At 47.2% G+C, this 17960-nt stretch carries 20 protein-coding genes; 8 read left to right on the top strand and 12 right to left on the bottom strand.

All coding sequences use genetic code 11. From position 1 onward, the window contains the following. The first annotated feature begins 29 nt into the window (after nt 1-29). A complete protein-coding gene (fnr, locus tag QUE62_RS03345) occupies nt 30-794 on the top strand; it encodes a fumarate/nitrate reduction transcriptional regulator Fnr (protein WP_286224421.1) in 765 nt (254 codons plus the stop codon). Nucleotides 795-1043: 249 nt separating this feature from the next. On the opposite strand, the gene QUE62_RS03340 is transcribed toward fnr, so the two are convergent. The 9 genes from QUE62_RS03340 to QUE62_RS03300 form a co-directional block, all read right to left on the bottom strand. After that, nucleotides 1044-1232: a hypothetical protein gene (locus QUE62_RS03340; RefSeq protein ID WP_286224420.1), complete on the bottom strand. Its 189-nt coding sequence runs from the start codon at nt 1230-1232 to the stop codon at nt 1044-1046. 12 nt (nt 1233-1244) lie between these two features. After that, complete coding sequence (gene ccoG / locus QUE62_RS03335) at nt 1245-2705, bottom strand: cytochrome c oxidase accessory protein CcoG (protein WP_286262265.1); 1461 nt, start codon at nt 2703-2705, stop codon at nt 1245-1247. A gap of 4 nt (nt 2706-2709) precedes the next feature. Next, a complete protein-coding gene (ccoP, locus tag QUE62_RS03330) occupies nt 2710-3633 on the bottom strand; it encodes a cytochrome-c oxidase, cbb3-type subunit III (protein WP_286262263.1) in 924 nt (307 codons plus the stop codon). Next, complete coding sequence (locus tag QUE62_RS03325; protein WP_286224417.1) at nt 3630-3797, bottom strand: cbb3-type cytochrome oxidase subunit 3; 168 nt, start codon at nt 3795-3797, stop codon at nt 3630-3632. The genes ccoP and QUE62_RS03325 overlap by 4 nt, the downstream gene beginning before the upstream one ends. 11 nt (nt 3798-3808) lie before the next feature. Further along, nucleotides 3809-4453: a cytochrome-c oxidase, cbb3-type subunit II gene (gene ccoO / locus QUE62_RS03320; RefSeq protein WP_286224416.1), complete on the bottom strand. Its 645-nt coding sequence runs from the start codon at nt 4451-4453 to the stop codon at nt 3809-3811. Between the two features lie 12 nt (nt 4454-4465). Beyond that, the gene (gene ccoN / locus QUE62_RS03315) at nt 4466-5911 is read right to left on the bottom strand and encodes a cytochrome-c oxidase, cbb3-type subunit I (protein WP_286224415.1); all 1446 of its coding nucleotides are present in this window, start codon (nt 5909-5911) and stop codon (nt 4466-4468) included. 81 nt (nt 5912-5992) lie between these two features. After that, on the bottom strand, nt 5993-6163 hold the full coding sequence (ccoS, locus tag QUE62_RS03310; RefSeq protein WP_108508150.1) for a cbb3-type cytochrome oxidase assembly protein CcoS: 171 nt from the start codon (nt 6161-6163) through the stop codon (nt 5993-5995). 14 nt (nt 6164-6177) lie between these two features. Then, nucleotides 6178-8613: a heavy metal translocating P-type ATPase gene (locus QUE62_RS03305; protein WP_286262261.1), complete on the bottom strand. Its 2436-nt coding sequence runs from the start codon at nt 8611-8613 to the stop codon at nt 6178-6180. Between the two features lie 58 nt (nt 8614-8671). Next, nucleotides 8672-9097 carry a universal stress protein gene (locus tag QUE62_RS03300; RefSeq protein WP_286262259.1) on the bottom strand — a complete coding sequence of 142 codons (426 nt, stop codon included), beginning with the start codon at nt 9095-9097 and terminating at the stop codon, nt 8672-8674. Nucleotides 9098-9200: 103 nt separating this feature from the next. Here QUE62_RS03300 and QUE62_RS03295 point away from each other — a divergent pair, with 103 nt between their 5' ends. Further along, nucleotides 9201-10616 carry an MBL fold metallo-hydrolase RNA specificity domain-containing protein gene (locus tag QUE62_RS03295; RefSeq protein ID WP_286224412.1) on the top strand — a complete coding sequence of 472 codons (1416 nt, stop codon included), beginning with the start codon at nt 9201-9203 and terminating at the stop codon, nt 10614-10616. 2 nt (nt 10617-10618) lie between these two features. Continuing rightward, nucleotides 10619-11479 carry an NAD(P)H-hydrate dehydratase gene (locus QUE62_RS03290; protein WP_286262256.1) on the top strand — a complete coding sequence of 287 codons (861 nt, stop codon included), beginning with the start codon at nt 10619-10621 and terminating at the stop codon, nt 11477-11479. Here the strand turns inward: QUE62_RS03290 and QUE62_RS03285 are convergent. After that, nucleotides 11476-11988: an HPP family protein gene (locus QUE62_RS03285; protein WP_286262254.1), complete on the bottom strand. Its 513-nt coding sequence runs from the start codon at nt 11986-11988 to the stop codon at nt 11476-11478. The genes QUE62_RS03290 and QUE62_RS03285 overlap by 4 nt on opposite strands. Before the next feature lie 69 nt (nt 11989-12057). Here QUE62_RS03285 and QUE62_RS03280 point away from each other — a divergent pair, with 69 nt between their 5' ends. Genes QUE62_RS03280 through QUE62_RS03265 form a run of 4 tightly spaced genes read left to right on the top strand, consistent with a single transcriptional unit; the run spans nt 12058 to nt 15659 of the window. Then, on the top strand, nt 12058-12942 hold the full coding sequence (locus tag QUE62_RS03280) for an LpxL/LpxP family acyltransferase (protein WP_286262253.1): 885 nt from the start codon (nt 12058-12060) through the stop codon (nt 12940-12942). Nucleotides 12943-12971: 29 nt separating this feature from the next. Then, nucleotides 12972-13763, top strand: a complete 792-nt coding sequence (gene pcaD, locus QUE62_RS03275) for a 3-oxoadipate enol-lactonase (RefSeq protein ID WP_286262250.1) — start codon at nt 12972-12974, stop codon at nt 13761-13763. 32 nt (nt 13764-13795) lie between these two features. Further along, entirely contained in the window at nt 13796-14785 is a 990-nt protein-coding gene (locus tag QUE62_RS03270) for a Bug family tripartite tricarboxylate transporter substrate binding protein (RefSeq protein ID WP_286224407.1), read from the top strand. Continuing rightward, nucleotides 14772-15659: an amidohydrolase family protein gene (locus QUE62_RS03265; protein WP_286224406.1), complete on the top strand. Its 888-nt coding sequence runs from the start codon at nt 14772-14774 to the stop codon at nt 15657-15659. Before QUE62_RS03270 ends, QUE62_RS03265 begins: the two co-directional genes overlap by 14 nt. Nucleotides 15660-15674: 15 nt before the next feature. Here the strand turns inward: QUE62_RS03265 and QUE62_RS03260 are convergent, their stop codons facing one another. Then, the gene (locus tag QUE62_RS03260; protein WP_286224405.1) at nt 15675-16256 is read right to left on the bottom strand and encodes a urate hydroxylase PuuD; all 582 of its coding nucleotides are present in this window, start codon (nt 16254-16256) and stop codon (nt 15675-15677) included. 18 nt (nt 16257-16274) lie between these two features. Then, on the bottom strand, nt 16275-16856 hold the full coding sequence (sodB, locus tag QUE62_RS03255; protein WP_108508142.1) for a superoxide dismutase [Fe]: 582 nt from the start codon (nt 16854-16856) through the stop codon (nt 16275-16277). A gap of 157 nt (nt 16857-17013) precedes the next feature. Here sodB and QUE62_RS03250 point away from each other — a divergent pair, with 157 nt between their 5' ends. Next, a complete protein-coding gene (locus QUE62_RS03250; RefSeq protein WP_286262248.1) occupies nt 17014-17958 on the top strand; it encodes a hydroxymethylglutaryl-CoA lyase in 945 nt (314 codons plus the stop codon). The last annotated feature ends 2 nt before the right edge of the window (nt 17959-17960 follow it).

Here is a 17960-nt window from a genome sequence, read left to right as displayed (position 1 = left end):
TTGGACTCTCGACTAGAATATGCATCATCATGAATATTTCTTCCAGTAAAGAAATTCTGAATAAATGCTCTACTTGTGTCTTGGGGCAATTTTGTCTGCCGCTTGGTCTGTCTGCCAATGAGGTAAGCCAGGTTGATACTCTCGTCAAAGATCGAGTCCATCTCCACAAGGGCGATACCCTGTACCGACACGGCGAGCCGCTCAATTCTATATACAGCGTTCGTTTTGGTACCCTAAAAACAGAGCACTTATTACCGGATGGTCGCGCACAAATCATCGGTTTTCATATGCCTGGTGAGATTTTGGGTTTAGACGGCATTGGCGAGCACCAATACCAAGCTAATGCGATTGCACTCGAGGAGAGCGAGGTTTGCATCATTCGCTTCTCCGAATTTGAAAACTTAGCATCACAAATTCCCAGTTTGCAGCATCAATTCCATCGCATCTTAAGTCGTGAACTAACTCAGGATCAACGTCATTTACTGTCATTGGGAACTCTCAGAGCCGAAGAACGACTCGCAGGTTTTTTAATTAACTTATCCCAACGATATGCCGCTCGCGGATATGAATTTACTGAATTTGATTTAAAGATGAGCCGTGAGGACATTGGCAGCTATCTTGGAATTCAAATTGAGACGGTAAGTCGGATGTTGTCACGGTTTACCGAGTCAGGCTTATTACAAATTAAGCAACGCCACGTTAAATTGATTGACATTGAAGGGCTCTATCAACTCGCTGGGGTTCCGAACGTGAATGAGAAAACCAACTGCTCATCACCTATACGACTCAGTTAAGCAGGTCATCTTCCGCTGACTTCGAGTTTAAGAAGCAGTCGCGTACGATAAATAAAGAGATGGCGCTTGATATCGCGCAAATCGTCCAAAAGGCAAAAAAACCAATGGAGTATATTGCCTCGTTCGATAAATAATGGGGTTGCCCAAACAGGAGCAAGTCTTCGGGCCTAAATAAACTGAATACCAAACCTTCAGCAATAATGGCTGCTAAAAAGGAGGGCCAAAGAATCCAAATCGCTGTCTTGAGTTTCACGGCTGCACCTGCTCGACCTTCAGACCCCGCTTAATGCCATCTCGCACCGGTTCATCGGCATGCACAGTAAATGCCAAATAAATGGTAATCGCGCAACCAATCGCTGCCAAGGCTGGGCCCAGAATTAATAACCAGGGCCAGAGCTGTTTCCACCATGGTTTTGAAATTTGCGATTCTGCTTTCATAATGAACTCCCTTTATTGGCGTGGCACGATAAAGCTTGATTTCTCATCACGCGAGCGAATCTGTTCGCCCTCTTGACCACGAAACTGGAACTGAATCGGATGCGATCCGGATATCACTTCATTGATCGCCACGCTTGCCTTCACCGGAATCAATAAATTACTAGCTGGCGCAATCACTACGCTATGAAGGACCTTGCCGCTAGCGTCCAATACTGCAATATCTGGCAAACCGGTTGCTTTGATATCGACCTGCATTGGCGACTCGGAAGAGTTCATCAGTTGGACCCGATAGACATTCTCAATATAGCGACCATCCACTTCGCGAGCCAAAGCACCGCGATCACGCATTACATCGACCCGCAAGGGATTTCGTGTGAAGAGCGAAAACAAGAAGACCGAGGTTAATACCAAAATAATTGAGGTGTAAACCAAGATGCGCGGGCGAAATAAATGGCTACGCGCCAATTGATTCGACTCCCGATTGAGCATGGCTCGCTCAGTGGTATAGCGCACTAATCCCTTGGGATAGTTCATCTTGTCCATCACTTGATTGCAAGCATCGATGCAGGCCCCACAGCCAATACACATGTATTGCAAACCGTCACGAATATCAATCCCTGTGGGGCATACCTGCACACAGATACTGCAATCGACGCAATCCCCTAAGCCCTTTTGGACTTGGTTTTCTGATTTATTGCGACTACCGCGAGGCTCGCCGCGCATCTTGTCATAGGTCACCACAAAGGTGTCTTTGTCGACCATCACACTTTGAAAACGGGCATACGGGCACATATATTTACAAACCTGCTCGCGCATAAAGCCTGCGTTGCCCCATGTTGCAAAACTATAAAAGAGTAACCAAAAGGTTTGCCATGGCCCCAAAGAAAAAGCCAAGATATTGGCGCTTAGTTCTTTAATGGGCGTGAAATATCCAATAAAAGTAAATCCAGTCCACAGAGCGATTGCAATCCATAAGGCATGCTTAGTAATCTTCAGTCGCCACTTTTTAAAACTCCAAGGCCACTCTTCTCCATCCAAGCGAATACGTGCAAACCGATCGCCCTCCACTTTGCGCTCTATCCACATGAAGATTTCGGTATAGACCGTTTGTGGACAGGCGTAGCCACAAAATAAACGGCCTGCGACGGCAGTAAATAGAAAGAGACTAAGTGCCGATAAAATCAGGAGAAGCGTGAGATAGATCACATCCTGTGGCCACAACACCAAGCCAAAGATATAAAACTTACGCTGCACCAAATCAAATAAAACAGCCTGACGATCATTCCAACTGAGCCATGGCAATCCGTAATACAACAACTGGGTCAGAACCACGAAGACCAAACGCCAACTTGCAAAGGGTCCGCTAACCGAGCGCGGATAGATATGTTTACGAACTTCGTAGAGTGACTGCTCTACGATCTCGATCACAGGCTTGCTGTCGCCAGCAGTCTGTGTCGATGAAGTTTGATTCATGGCTTTACTTCTTTGTGCTCATCGGCTGATGCGACAAACCCCAAACATAAGCCGTCAGAATCTGAATCTTTTCTGGGGTTAGGATTGCGTCATGACCCGGCATCACGCCGTTACGACCTTTTTGCACTGTTTCGGTAATCGCCTTCTCGGAACTGCCGTAGAGCCAAACTTTATCGGTTAAGTTGGGTGCGCCCAGAACAATATTTCCCTTTCCGTCTGCCCCATGACAAGCCGCGCAGTTGGTTTTATAAACAGCTTCACCCTGAGCAACACGAAGATCATCGGCGGGTAAGTTGGAGAGGCTACGAACATAAGCCACCACCTCGCCAATTTGGGCAGAGCTTAGGTGGCCAAAGGCGGGCATAACACCTGCCCGTCCTTGCACAATCGATGCCCGAATCATCTCTGGTTCGCCACCATATAAATAATCTTTGTCATGCAGATTAGGAAATCCCTTAGATCCTCCAGCATCTGATCCATGGCATTGTGCGCAATAGTTCAAAAATAAGCGCTGTCCCATTTCTTTGGCTTTAGGATCTGTCGCAACCTGCTCAATGCTCATTTGCATGTATTTCGCATAAACCGGTTGCAGATCTTTATTTGCGGTCTGTACAGATTGATCGTGCTCCGCTTGAGTGCTATATCCCAAGATACCTTGATAGGTACCTAAACCAGGGTAAAGAACCAGATAAATACCTCCGAAGATACAGGAGATAATGAACATCCACATCCACCAACGTGGCAGCGGATTGTTCAATTCACGCAAGTCATCATCCCAAACATGGCCCGTATCGGTTACATTGCCCGAAGAATCGGTTGGTACTTTGGTTTTACGTTGCGACATCAATAGCCACAAGCACCAAATAATGCCGACGATCGTTACGATCGCAATAAAAATACTCCAACCGGGACTAAAAAAATCACTCATGATTGATCCTTCTGAAACTCATCCGGAAGTGCAAATGGTAAATTTGCTGACTCCTCATTGGCGGCCTTGCGATGCGTAGACCAAGCCCACCAAACAATTCCTAAAAACACAAATAAGCCAAAGGTGCTCGATATTGCCGATAGATAAGCGGTAAATGCTTGCATGCTGATCTCCTTTATTGGCTGGCAGTTTTAGTAGTGGCGCGACGATTAATGCCCAGGCCCTGTAAATAGGCAACTAAGGCATCCTCTTCCGTTTTGCCTTCAAGCTCTTTGGGGGCATTCGCAATTTCTTCATCGGTATATGGAACCCCTAAACGCTTTAATGCATGCATGTGTTTTTGAATACTCGATACATCTGCTGGCGCATTTTGCAAATACGGGTAAGCCGGCATATTGGATTCCGGGACGACATCACGAGGATTGCGTAAATGGATACGTTGCCAGTCATCTGAATAGCGTCCACCTACACGAGCAAGATCGGGTCCTGTCCGCTTACTACCCCAAAGGAATGGATGGTCAAAGACAGACTCTCCAGCAACTGAATACGGACCATAACGCTCGGTCTCTGAACGTAATGTACGAATCTGCTGTGAGTGACAGCCAACACAACCCTCGCGCTGGTAAATATCACGTCCAGCCAATTGCAATGCTGTAAACGGCTTGATTCCAGGGCTTGGCTCGGTGGTTGAGTGCTGGAAAAAGAGCGGCACAATCTGTACCAAGCCAGCCACACTCACAACCAAAATAGTCGTGATGATGAGCCAACCGACGTTCTTTTCGAGAGTAGCGTGAGAGAAAAATTTATTTTGATCTGACATTTTTCCTCCCAATTAATGAGCAACTTGAACATTTGATGGGATCGGTGCATCCACAAAACGCTCGCCATACAAGGTCTTAAATACGTTGTACGCCATCAAGAACATACCCCCCAAGTAGCAGATACCACCTAAGAGTCGAATCACATAGAAGGGGTAACTGGCTTTCACCGACTCTACAAAGCTATAGGTCAATGTGCCATCGGCCTCAAAAGCTCTCCACATCAAGCCCTGCATCACTCCAGCAATCCACATTGCGGCGATATAAAGAACGACACCAATGGTGGCAATCCAGAAATGCAATTCAATGAGGCGGGTGCTATACATCTCCTTCTTACCTACCAAACGAGGAATGAGGTAGTACAAAGAGCCGATTGTGATCATGGCAACCCAGCCTAGAGCTCCAGAATGAACATGGCCAATCGTCCAATCGGTGTAATGCGATAGTCCATTAACGGTCTTAATCGACATCATCGAACCCTCAAAGGTTGACATACCGTAGAACGACAGTGCCACGATTAGAAATTTGAGGATGGGGTCACTCCGTAGCTTGTACCAAGCTCCCGACAGGGTCATGATGCCGTTGATCATTCCGCCCCACGAAGGTGCCAACAGAATTAATGAGAACACCATCCCCAGCGATTGAGTCCAATCCGGTAATGATGTGTACTGCAGATGATGGGGTCCTGCCCACATATATGTGAAGTTAAGAGCCCAGAAATGCACAATCGATAAACGATAGGAATAAATTGGGCGATCGGCCTGCTTAGGAATGAAGTAATACATCATGCCTAAGAAGCTGGTGGTCAAGAAAAAGCCAACTGCATTATGACCATACCACCATTGAATCATGGCGTCTTGTGCACCAGAGTATGCCGAGTATGACTTCCATAGACTCGCTGGCATCTCAATATTGTTCACAATATGCAAAATAGCAATTGTCAGAATATAAGCACCAAAGAACCAGTTCGATACATAAATATGCTTGGTCTTGCGCTTCATGATGGTGCCAAAAAACACAATGGCATAAGCAACCCAAACAATCGTAATCAAAATATCGATGGGCCACTCTAATTCGGCATACTCTTTTGAGGTGGTAATGCCAAGCGGCAAAGTAATAGCGGCTGCCACAATCACGAGCTGCCAACCCCAGAAGGTAAATGCAGCCAGTTTGTCGCTAAAAAGGCGGACCTGACAGGTGCGCTGGACAATATAATACGAGGTTGCAAATAAAGCACTGCCCCCAAAGGCAAAGATCACCGCATTGGTATGCAAGGGTCGTAAGCGACCGTAGCTTAACCACGGAATATTCATTGTGATTTCTGGCCAAATCAACTGGGCTGCCAGAACTACCCCCACAAACATCCCAACAATGCCCCATAACACCGTAACGATGGCAAATTGGCTGACAACCTTATAGTTAAAGTTCGCGTCTTGCGACCCACTGATGGCTAACGCCATACAACCTCCCTGAGCAAAATAACTGTGCTAAAAGCCTTGGGAAATTATCGAGTTAGCGTAATTTCGGTATTTTGATGTAGATCAAATATTAGGGGGGTCTTTGCGCTGCGGGCTGTCATCATCCAGCAAGATCGACTCGCCAGGGCCCTGCAGATCATCAAACTGACCGCCCTGAATCGACCAATACAGTAGGTAAGCAAGACCAGCCACAAGGAGCAGCGATAAGGGGATCAAAAGATACAAACTTTCCATGCAAGTAGTCTAATCTAGACCTTACGTAAACGCCATGCATTGAGGGTTACTAAAAGCGATGAAGATGCCATCCCAATCCCAGCAACCCAAGGATTAATCCAAGCCATCATCGCCACCGGAATAATCGTCACGTTGTATAGGAATGCCCATAGAAGGTTTTGGCGAATGATTCTTTGGGTGCGATGTGCCAAGGCAAATGCCTTCACCAAGGTCTCAAAATTAGGGCTTACCAATACAGCATCCGCACCAGCCGCGGCTAAAGGGGCGCCACTTCCCATTGCGATCGATACATCGGCCTTTGCCAAGAACGGTGCATCATTCACCCCATCACCAATCGCACATACCTTGGCGCCATTTGCCTGTAGATCACGAATAAACTCATATTTTTCTTCGGGGCTGGCACCACCACGATACTGCGTAATTCCGTGATGGCGTGCCCAGGCCTCGACGGTAGCCTGGGTATCACCCGACAATAAGTGAACTGCAATCCCATGAGCGCGTGCATATTGCAATAAAGCCTCAACACCCTCTCTGGGGCGATCTAAGAAGCTAAATTGGGCGATGAGTCCCTGATCATCGCTTAAGTAGACATGACTATAGAGTGCATCGAATGGAATCGGTGACCCCTGCACACCCACCCAGCTGGCCTTACCAAGACGGTAGTTACCATTGGATAGCCCTTTGCCTAAGTGGTTTTCACTTCGAGTCAAAAAACGCTGTGGCGCAAGCTCACGCTCTCGAAGTGTATCGCCAAGCGCTAGTCCCAAGGGATGATTTTGACCCTCCTCCATACCGACCGCTAGCGCTAATGCATCTTGCTCACTCATACCATCTCGAAATACAGTGATGCTTTGTAAACGAGGCTCGCCGATCGTTAGAGTGCCAGTTTTATCCATCACCAAGGTATTTGCTTTACTCAAACCTTCAAGGGCGCGACCATGAATTACAAATAAACCAATCTTGGTTAGCGCACCCTGAGCAGCGGCCAGTGCTGTGGGTATCGCTAACGATAATGCGCATGGACAACTTGCCACTAACACACCGAGCATCACGGGCCATGCTCGACTAGGGTCTACTAATAACCAGGTGGCACTACTCATGATCGCTGCAATGATGAGAAGAATCACAAATCGACCGGCCCACACTTCAGCCAATCCCAACATAGGTGGCTTTGCTTGAAGAGCACGATCCAATAGGATTGCAATGCCAGCCAAGCGAGTGGTTTGTCCCACCGCCGTAATTTCCAGCGCAATACTATTTTGAATATTATGCGTGCCAGCAAATAAGCGATCACCAGGAGACTTCTGTACTGGTCTTGATTCACCAGTTAATAATGCTTCACTCACACTGGTATATGAATCCATCAGTACGCCATCTGCCGGGATAATCTCACCAGGACCCACCCGAACTCGATCGCCGACAAGGCAACGCACAACAGGTATGCGCTCAACCGCAGTATTCTTTGGGTAATCAAGGTAGCGTTCACAGCTAGCCGGAAGCTGTTTAGCCAATGCCTCCGAGCCACTTTGAGCATCCTGCCTAGCAATCAATTCGATATAACGCGCCCCGAGGGTAAAGGCCACAAACATCGTGATTGAATCAAAATAACTCGGTCCATCTCCTAGTAATAAGTTGACAGTACCCACAGTAAAGGCCATCCCCAGTGCCAAGGCAATGGGTACATCCATGCCCAAAGATCGTGTTTGCGCAAATGAACGTATACTCCGCCATGCGGAGCCAAAGATTGGGGCGGCAGAATAGAGAACAACAGGGACGGTTAATAGCCAACTGGTCCAGTTGAGTAAGAGATTGTTTTCGGGGGATAGGTCAACCGAGTCGGTATAAATCGGCCAGGCATACATCATGACCTGCATCATGCCCAATAGAGCAACCCCCAAACGGAATAATAGATTTCTGTGCTCGCGCTTACTACGGAGAGCCAACTCTGAGGGCTCATAAGGCCAGGCTAGATACCCAATGCGCTGCACCTCATACAATATTTTTGGTAAGGTAATTTTCTGAGGATCAAAGCGCACAATGGCTTTTAGGGTGACGTAATTAATTTGGACATCATCAATACCTAAAACACGTTGCAGATGACGATCGCAAAGCCAAACACATGCCGCGCAACGGATTTTTTCGAGCGACAGAATCGACTCAGCTAAGCCGGAAGCCAGAATCTTCACAAAGCGCGCCTGCAGGGTCGAATCGTTATAGACTTCGAGCGCTTCAGGAAGTTCATTGCCATTGACTAAATAGTCGGGTCGCTCGCCAGCGGGTATTTGGCGCTGATAAAAACTTTCAAGCCCTTCCCCATAGATAGTTTGCGCAACTGCCATGCATCCAGCACAGCAAAATGGGCGCTGGATCCCACCTAAATCAGCATGCAAGGCATCTGCTGCCTTGGTATCACTACCGCAGTGGTAACACGGTGTCGATGAAATGGTCATGCGGACTTACAAAAACAAAGGGCTGCCAAGGCAGCCCTTTTATTGAGTTGATGGCAAATTATTTCACCAAGAGAACAGGCTGCTTAGCTGAAGATACGACTCGTTGAGCAACCGATCCAATCAGAAGATCAAGCACGCCGCCGCGACCTTTGGCGCCCATCACAATCATGTCAAACTTTTCTTTGGTGGCAGTAGCCAAAATTTCTTTGGATACATGGCCGCGCTTGATAATCATATTGTGCTTAACACCTGCTGCATCTAAAACCTTCTGGGCAGGCTTTAACTCTTTTTCACTGATTTCACGTAAATAATCATCCACTACGCTTTTGCTGACAAATTGCTTAATGTGATTGAGTCCGAAGTCATCGTGGACATTAATTAAGGTAACGGAACACTTACTGCGCATATTGCCAACTAATTGAGCAACGTATTTGGCCGCACTCAACGAAGTCTTTGAACCGTCAATTGGTAGTAGTATTTTCATATGATCCCCCTCCACAATGTAATCAGTTCTAGCAGTGTAGCAATATTATTGGGTATTCCCTTGATCCATATCAAATTCAGCCGCCTATATCCCTAATTTTTTTATGCATATTCAATTCCTTGGTGCAGGCCAAGAGGTCACCGGCTCTAAATACCTTATCCGCGGCAAAGCATGTGGGGTTCACCACTGCTTTATGGTGGATTATGGAATGTTTCAAGGAGGTCGAGAGGCGGACGACAAAAATTTGGCTGAACTCCCAATTTCTCCCCGTGAGCTCGATTTTGTGGTTCTGACCCACGCACATATTGACCACAGTGGATTATTGCCGCGCTTATGCGCCCAAGGGTTTCGGGGGGCTATCTATTGCACTCCTGCGACAGCCTCTTTACTCAAAATTATGCTTTTGGATAGTGCCCATCTACAAGAAGCCGATTATGAACGCGCTCAACGCAAACAGGCTCAGGGCCGTTGGAAAGGTGATCTTCCAGTTCCTCTTTACAGCACCCTCGAAGCCATCGATTGCTTGGCGCAACTTAAGACCGTGCCTTATCACCGCCGCTTTAGCCCTGGTCAAGGGATCGAAATTGAATTTTTAGATGCCGGGCATATCCTGGGAGCCGCAATTACGGTGATCGATATTCAAAAAGAAAATCAACAAAGCCATCGCACCGTCTTCTCAGGTGATTTGGGAATGTTTGATCGGCCGCTAATGAACGACCCTGAGCTAATTGAGCATGCTGACACCTTAATTATGGAATCGACTTATGGCGATCGCTTACACCGATCGCTACAGGACACAGAGGATGAGCTCGTAGAGGTCATTACGAATACACTCAAGCACAATGGCAATATCATCATCCCCGCATTTGCGGTCGGTCGCACCCAGGAAATCATTTTTGTATTAATGGATTTAATTCGGCGCAAACGTTTGCCGTATCTCAATATCTGGGTTGACTCGCCAATGGCTACATCCGTGACTCGATTGACCGAGGAATATCGTTCCTCCCTCGATGAAGCAGCGCAGGCAATCTTCGATTGGTATCAAAACAACCCTAACCGCCTAGATTTACGTTTTATTGCCGACGTTGAAGAGTCCAAAGCACTCAATCGCATTAAAGGCGGCGCCATTGTGATCTCTGCTAGCGGAATGTGCGAGGCCGGTCGAATTGTGCACCACCTCAAATGGAATCTACCTCACCGTAATAATGCGATCATCATCACCGGTTTTCAGGCAGAAGGTACATTGGGACGGCGGCTTGTTGATCAAGCAAAAATCGTTCATCTCTTTGGCAAGGAAATTTCTGTCAAAGCCTCTATCCATACCATTGGCGGTTTATCAGCCCATGCTGATCAGGCTGGACTCATACTTTGGTTAAAAGGATTTCGACAAGCTCCAACGCATGTTTATATTACTCATGGGGAGCCCTACGCCGCAGAACAACTGAAGGTAGCAATCCACTCACAACTGGGCTGGGAGCATATTCATCTGCCTCAGCTTCATAGCACCTACCCTCTCTAATCATGCCAAACCTAAATGCCTTTGCGCTGCGTGCCCGCTTGATTCGTAAGCCCCATGAACATAAAGGCGATATGGGGAAGGTATTACTTGTAGGCGGTGCGCCTGGGATGGCAGGTGCTATTTTTTTATCTGCGTATGGATCTCTGTATAGCGGTGCTGGGTGGACCATTATTGGGATCTTGGATTCGAAGTCAGCTCATGTGCAGGTTGATCAACCTGAGTTGATGGTTCAAGACATCAGTGAGGTGGTTAATGCCCGTAATTTCATTGAGCGCATGCAGTCGGATTCCCTTGCGATTGGTCCCGGCTTAGGTTTAAGTGATCAAGCGTTGCAATTTTTAGAGGCCAGTCTTGCGTTCCCTGGTCCACTAATCTTAGATGCGGATGCTTTAAATCTGATTGCTGAGCACCCACGGTTAGCACAATTATTGCGAGAACGTGAAGATCCATGCACAATCACGCCTCACCCCGGCGAGGCAGCTCGTCTTTTGGGCATGTCGGTGGATGAGATTCAGGCCAATCGATCAGGAGCTATTCAGAGCTTGATTGATCAATTGCAATGCTATGTGGTTCTCAAAGGCCACCACACATTAGTTGGTTCACCAGCTGATGTGATTTATACCTGCAATGCAGGGAATCCTGGGATGGCAACCGGTGGCATGGGGGACGTCCTAACGGGCCTCATCGCCTCACTTGCAGCCCAAGGAATTTGCCATCATCTCAATTTGTGGGAGGCAACTTGCCTTGCAGTTGAGCTTCATGCGCGTGCCGCTGATCAACTGGTTCAATCCGGAATTGGGCCTAATGGCATGACCGCACTTGAATTAGCCAAAGCGGTTCGCGAATTAATGAATCAGACTTAGATTGACCCCCATGGGCCCCAATGGGGTCCGGGTGGAGACTCTTGGTTCCATTTCACGGGATATTTGACCTTTCCAGGCCCAAGACGTGACCAGACAAATGCTGTGGCAGCCAGCGCTATGACACCCAATAAAACATGGGTCCAGATATCCATAAATCCTGCATGTGCATGAATCATGATCAAAGGATTAGCACCTGCAGGCGGATGAACAGTCTTGGTCAGCAACAATACTGCGATTGTGATTAGCACTGATAAGACCAGTACCCACGTTGCATCACCCAAAGTTTGGTAACAGATCACCCCAATCAAGGCAGATATAAGATGGCCACCAAATAATGCCCTGGGCTGCGTCGGCGGCAGTGTTGTTAGACCAAACAAAAATAGTGTTGAACCACCCAAGGAGGCAAGTAATAAGGTGGAATCTTGTGGACGGACCACATGAAGAGCCAAAAACAAGGCCACACTTGCGCCACTCAATACCCAGAGGATCCGCAAAATAGCTTGTTTCATGTAAGCAGTTTACGCCATTGTTCCTAGGGTCTTTATTCAGGTATATAGTGATACCTCACAAGGACCTATTTGCAAACCTTTTTTAATCACCTCTCAGTATCACTATTACGCTTTGTCCTAATTTTTCCATATACATGGATTATTCAACTGGGTCGTGGTTTAGGATGGGTCGTCGCGCACATACCAAGCGATCGTCAGCGGGTGGTCTTAATTAACTTACGTCTGTGTTTTCCACAACTATCGAATAAAGAAATTGAGGCTCTGGCTTTGCAGCACTGGCAGTTATTTGGGCGCAGTATTTTGGAACGCAGTCGCATCTGGCTGGGCACCCCTACCCAGATCAATGAAATGATTCAGATTGATTCTGAGATTGAATTGGGGGATAGAAAGCCCCGCATTTTGGTCAACCCCCATTTTGTTGGTATTGAAGGTGGCATTGCTTTGTGCGCCCTAGCCGAGAAAATGGATTGGCCACGCGGTGTCACCCTCTACCAAAAGATGAAAAATCCATATTTTGATCAAAAGATTATTGAGTGGCGTGGTCGCTTTGGCGGACGATCCATTCCAAGACAAGGTCATCTCATCGAAACGGTTCGAGAGATTAAAAATGGAAACTTTGTTTTTATCGCCCCTGATATTGATCTCGGCATCAAGGACTCCGTATTTGTACCCTTCTTTGGCGTTCAAACAAATACCATTACTGCGATTTCACGTTTAGCTAGGATAAGTGGCGCTGAAGTGTGCGTGATGCAGACCACACTTAAATCAGATCGCTCTGGTTACATTTGTCATATTGGTAAGGCGCTTGAGTCATTTCCAAGTGATGATGAGAACGCCGATACAGCACGCCTTAATCAATACTTTGAAGATGAGATCCGGCTGCGCCCAGCTGAATACTATTGGGTTCATAAACGCTTTAAGAATCGACCTGCTGGAGAAGCCAAGATTTATTAGTGTAAAAATAGCATCTTAAGGAGAAAAAGATGAGACAGTTTGTAAACGCTAATCAAATCAAGATCGCTTATCAAATCGACGGTCCGGAAAATGGTCCCCCCGTTTTTTTAAGTAATAGCCTGATGTCCAGTTTAGAAATGTGGGATCGAACCATGCCCGCATTGATTGATCGGTATCGTGTCATTCGCTACGACACACGTGGTCACGGTCAAAGCGAAGTAACGCCAGGCCCCTACAGCATTGCCCTTCTGGCAGAAGACTTAGTTGCCCTGATGAACGCTCTCGGAATCAAGAAGGCACACTTTGCTGGGCTGTCTATGGGTGGCATGATCTGCCAATACATTGGCGCCAATTATCCGGACAATGTTTTATCACTTAGTCTTTGCGATACCGCCAGTGAGATGCCACCTCGCAGTATGTGGGAGGAGCGTTTTGCGATCGCGAGATCTCAAGGCATCGCTGGTCTTGTTGATGGAACCATCAAACGGTGGTTCTTAAATGACTTTATTGAGCGCGAGCCAGATCAAATTGAACGAGTACGAAAGATGATATTAGCTACGCCTGTAGATGGCTATCTAGGCTGCGCTAGTGCAGTTCGGGATATGGCGCAATCAACGATGCTCTTAAAAATTAAGGCGCCAACTCTGATTTTGTTAGGCAGACAAGATCCAGCCTGTACATATGAGCAATCCACTGTCTTGCATCGGCTTATTCACCATTCTTCGCTAATCGCGATTGATCAAGCGGCTCACCTATCGAATATTGAGAAGTCTGCTGAGTTTAACCATGCGCTACGGGGATTTTTAGATTCTGTGGCATAGTAGATAAGCAGTCACAATAAAAAGGAGACATCATGAAAATTAGTATCAAAAAATATCTCATTGGCGCAACCACGCTTGCATTTGCTGGGGCATTTAGTCTGCCAATTCAAGCACAGAGTGCAGCGGCCAATTACCCTAATAAAACCGTCAAAATGGTCGTGCCCCTCACACCTGGCTCAGGTGCTGATATTGCTGGGCGCATTGTTGCCAAAAGCCTTGCAGAAACCTGGAAGCAACCTGTCATTATTGAAAACCGGCCTGGTGCTGGTGGCTTGCTAGGCACTGGCGTCGTGGTGAACTCTGAACCTGATGGTTATACCCTTTTAGTTCAATCCGCATCCTATGCCGCCAATCCTGCGATTTATAAAAAACTGCCTTATGACCTCAAGAGCCTCACCGATGTCAATATTTTAGGTAGCAGTCCATACGCTCTCGTTGTGTCAGCTGAGAGTCCTTATAAGACCCTTAAAGACTTGATTAACGCTGCCAAAGCAAAACCGGGTGATATTCCATTTGCAAGCGCTGGTGTCGGAAGCTCAACCCATTTGGCAGCCGAGTATTTCAATCAAACCGCTGGCATCAAGATGCTGCACGTCCCCTTTAAAGGATCTCCAGAAGCAATTCAAGAAACCATTGCTGGACGTACCGCCTACTACATGGCTCCCCTACAAACTGCCATCTCACAAATTCAGGGTGGTAAAGTCCGCGCATTGGGTGTAACGGGTGCAACCCGTGCCGAGGCAGCCCCCAATATTCCAACGATTGCTGAGCAAGGTTTTTCTGGCTTTGAGATTGGTTTATGGGTCGGCGTTTGGGCACCATCGGCAACACCCCAAGCGATTTTGCAAAAACTGAATACCGACATCAATCGGGCGCTGCAGGACCCTGAGGTGAAATCAGCCTACGCCAAAGCAGGCATCACCATCAAGCCCATGAATCTTGCTGAAACAGAAAAGTTTGTTCGTAGCGAAATCAGCAAGTACACCAAGATTGCTAAAGACGCTGGGATTGAACCACAATAACGCTCCCCTTTGCCAAGCACCAGACCAGGCCCTCAAAAAGCCTGGTCTCGTTCTTTGTGAGAACGCAACGGATTGCCATGCTCACATCTGCGGTCCTCAGTCCTTGTATCCCTACATACCAAATCGGATCTATACCCCGCCAGATGCCTTACTTTCACAATATCAGGCACTACTGGACAGCCTAGGCGCTCAACGATCAGTATTGGTCCAGCCCAGTATTTATGGAACGGATAATCGTGCATTGCTGGCAGCGATTAAAACTAATCCATTGCGCTTTCGAGGAGTCGCAGTGGTGAATTGGGATATTAGCGATACAGAATTAGAAGATCTGCATCGCGCTGGAATTCGTGGGTTACGCTGCAATATTGTCGATCTTGCCGAGGCTAAGGGCGTTTTACCAATCAAGCAATTAACTAAATTAGCGAACCAGATTGCATCATTTGGCTGGCATTTGGAGTTTCTCATGCATGTCAATGAGTTCCCAAATCTCTCGCAATTACTATCGAATTTCCCAGTCCCGATCGTGCTGGGTCATCTTGGGTATTTAAAAACAAATCTAGGTACCAAAGACCCTGGCTTTCAAAACCTCTTGTCGCTCATGCGCGAGGAGCGTGCCTGGGTAAAACTTACTGGCCCCTATCGAATCACAACTGAGGAAAGAATCCCCTACTCTGATACCAATCCATTTGCACATGCCTTGATTGCTGCGAATTCAAGGCAGGTGGTATGGGGCACGGACTGGCCCCATGTGATGGTCAAGGGAACGATGCCAAACGATGCAGATCTTTTAGATTTACTACAAGTGTGGATCCCCGATCCAGCAATTCAAAAGCAAGTTCTGAGCGAGAACCCGGAGCGTCTTTATCAGTTTTAACGACTGAGGGCTTTCTTACAAACCGCCGTTTTGCTGAGCCACCATCAAATACAACATGGGGATCGACAAAATGGTATTGATCCGCGAAGTGAGCATCGCGACGCGTGCAGACTTTGCTTTAGTCGCGGCATCTACTTCCACAATTCCGAGGGCGCGCTTCTGGTTGGGCCAAATCACGAACCAAACATTAAAGGCCATAATCAGAGCAATCCACATGCCCAGGCCAATTGCTAAGAAAGGCTGCTGAAGTGTGAAAGCTTGATGGGCATAGCCATTGAGTACAGCCAGAATAAATCCGGTTAATACCGTAGCCATCGCTGCATACCGAAACCATTTCAAGGCCATTGGTGCAATCACTTTCGCCACCGCAGGCTTTTGTTCATCCGGAATCTTTGGCATGGATGGAATCTGTACAAAGTTGAAATACCACAATAGACCCACCCACATCACCCCTGAAATCACATGCAGGAAGCGAAATACAAAAGTAATCCACGCTGAGCTCCCCACATTGGATCCCCCTAGGGTGATCACAATCAGGGTAAGCAGGATAAATCCGACCAGAACGGTCTTGCCTAAAGAGCTCAGAATGGATGTCATATGGATTTCTTACTGGATTTACGCTGCAAAGTTTTTGCTAACAAAATCCCAGTTCACGAGATTCCAGAAATTCTCGACATACTTAGGACGAGCATTACGAGTATCAATGTAATACGCGTGCTCCCATACGTCACAGGTCAACAGAGGCTTCGCATCGGTTGTTAATGGTGTCGCAGCATTGCTGGTCGATACTAAATCGAGGCTACCATCCGCTTTCTTGACTAACCAGGCCCAGCCCGATCCAAAAGTACCAACTGCGCATTTGGTGAACTCTTCTTTGAACTTATCAAATGAGCCCCACTTTGCATTGATCGCATCCGCCAAGGCACCGGTTGGGGCACCGCCGCCATTTGGCTTTAAACCAAACCAATAGAAGGTGTGATTCCATACTTGAGCGGCATTATTAAAGATACCGCCGGATGATTTCTTGACAATGTCTTCGAGACTCGAGTTCTCAAACTCGGTACCTTTGATGAGGTTATTGAGATTAGTCACATAAGTCTGATGATGCTTGCCATAGTGATACTCCAAGGTCTCCTTTGAAATATAAGGTGCAAGCGCATCAAGTGCATAAGGCAACTGGGGCAATGTATGTTCCATTTTTTTCCTTTTTTAGTAACAGAGCGAACACGTTGATAAAAACTCGGTGCTGTAACTATAGACCATTCTGGAATTTTTGTTTTTTCCATCCCGAAATGGGGTTTTCTTAATTAAAATAAGGTGTCAATGATTCTTTGCTAATAACGAACGAGCTTGTATGTCCGGTCAAACTCATATCAATCCGTCAACTCGGATTTACATCCAAGAGGTGGTTACTCGCGATGGCTTTCAGGCAGAGCCGCGTTTCATTCCCACAGAAGAGAAGATTCGCTTAATTAATCGCCTAAGTCGCGCTGGCTATGCCAAGATTGAGGTGACATCCTTTACAAGCCCCAAGGCTATTCCGATGCTGGCTGATGCGGAGGCCGTGATGCGTGGCATTGAGCGCGTCCCTGGGGTCGAATATACAGTCCTAATCCCAAATCTACGCGGTGCTGAGCGCGCTCTTGCAGTCGGTGTTGATGAATTTAATCTCGTGATGTCAGTTAGCGAGACCCACAATCAATCCAATCTGCGTATGTCTCGTGCTGATTCTGCCAAAGCTCTGAGTGAGGTAATTGCCTTGGCACATCAATCCAAGGTGGCCGTCAATATCTCGCTTTCAACTAGCTTTGGGTGTCCGATGAGCGGCATGACCCCCATCCATGAACTAATGCATTGGATTAATCATTTTGTTGATCAAGGGGTTCGCGGTATTAGCATTTGCGACACAACCGGTATGGCAAATCCTCGTCAGGTCACAGAAATTTGCGAGAAGGCTCAATCCAAATATCCCGATACGCAGTGGACCCTGCATTTTCATAATACGCGTGGCATGGGTTTAGCCAATGCCTTAGCTGCAGTTCAAGCAGGCATTGTGCGGTTTGATTCGTCTTTGGGCGGATTGGGTGGCTGCCCTTATGCTCCAGGAGCTACTGGGAATATTTGCACCGAGGAATTGGTTCATATGTTGGATCTAATGGGCTTTCATACCAACATGAACCTTGATTTATTACTCGAGTGCGCAGTAGATTTGCGTACCCTGGTCGATCGCCCCTTACCAAGTCAGGTTCTGCTGGCAGGCAAAGTAGATCGCCTGTATGACAAGATCTGTCAGAGTTAGAT

The sequence above is a fragment of the Polynucleobacter sp. HIN9 genome (assembly GCF_030297635.1).
Classification (GTDB): domain Bacteria; phylum Pseudomonadota; class Gammaproteobacteria; order Burkholderiales; family Burkholderiaceae; genus Polynucleobacter.
This window is presented reverse-complemented; position numbering and strand designations above follow the sequence as displayed.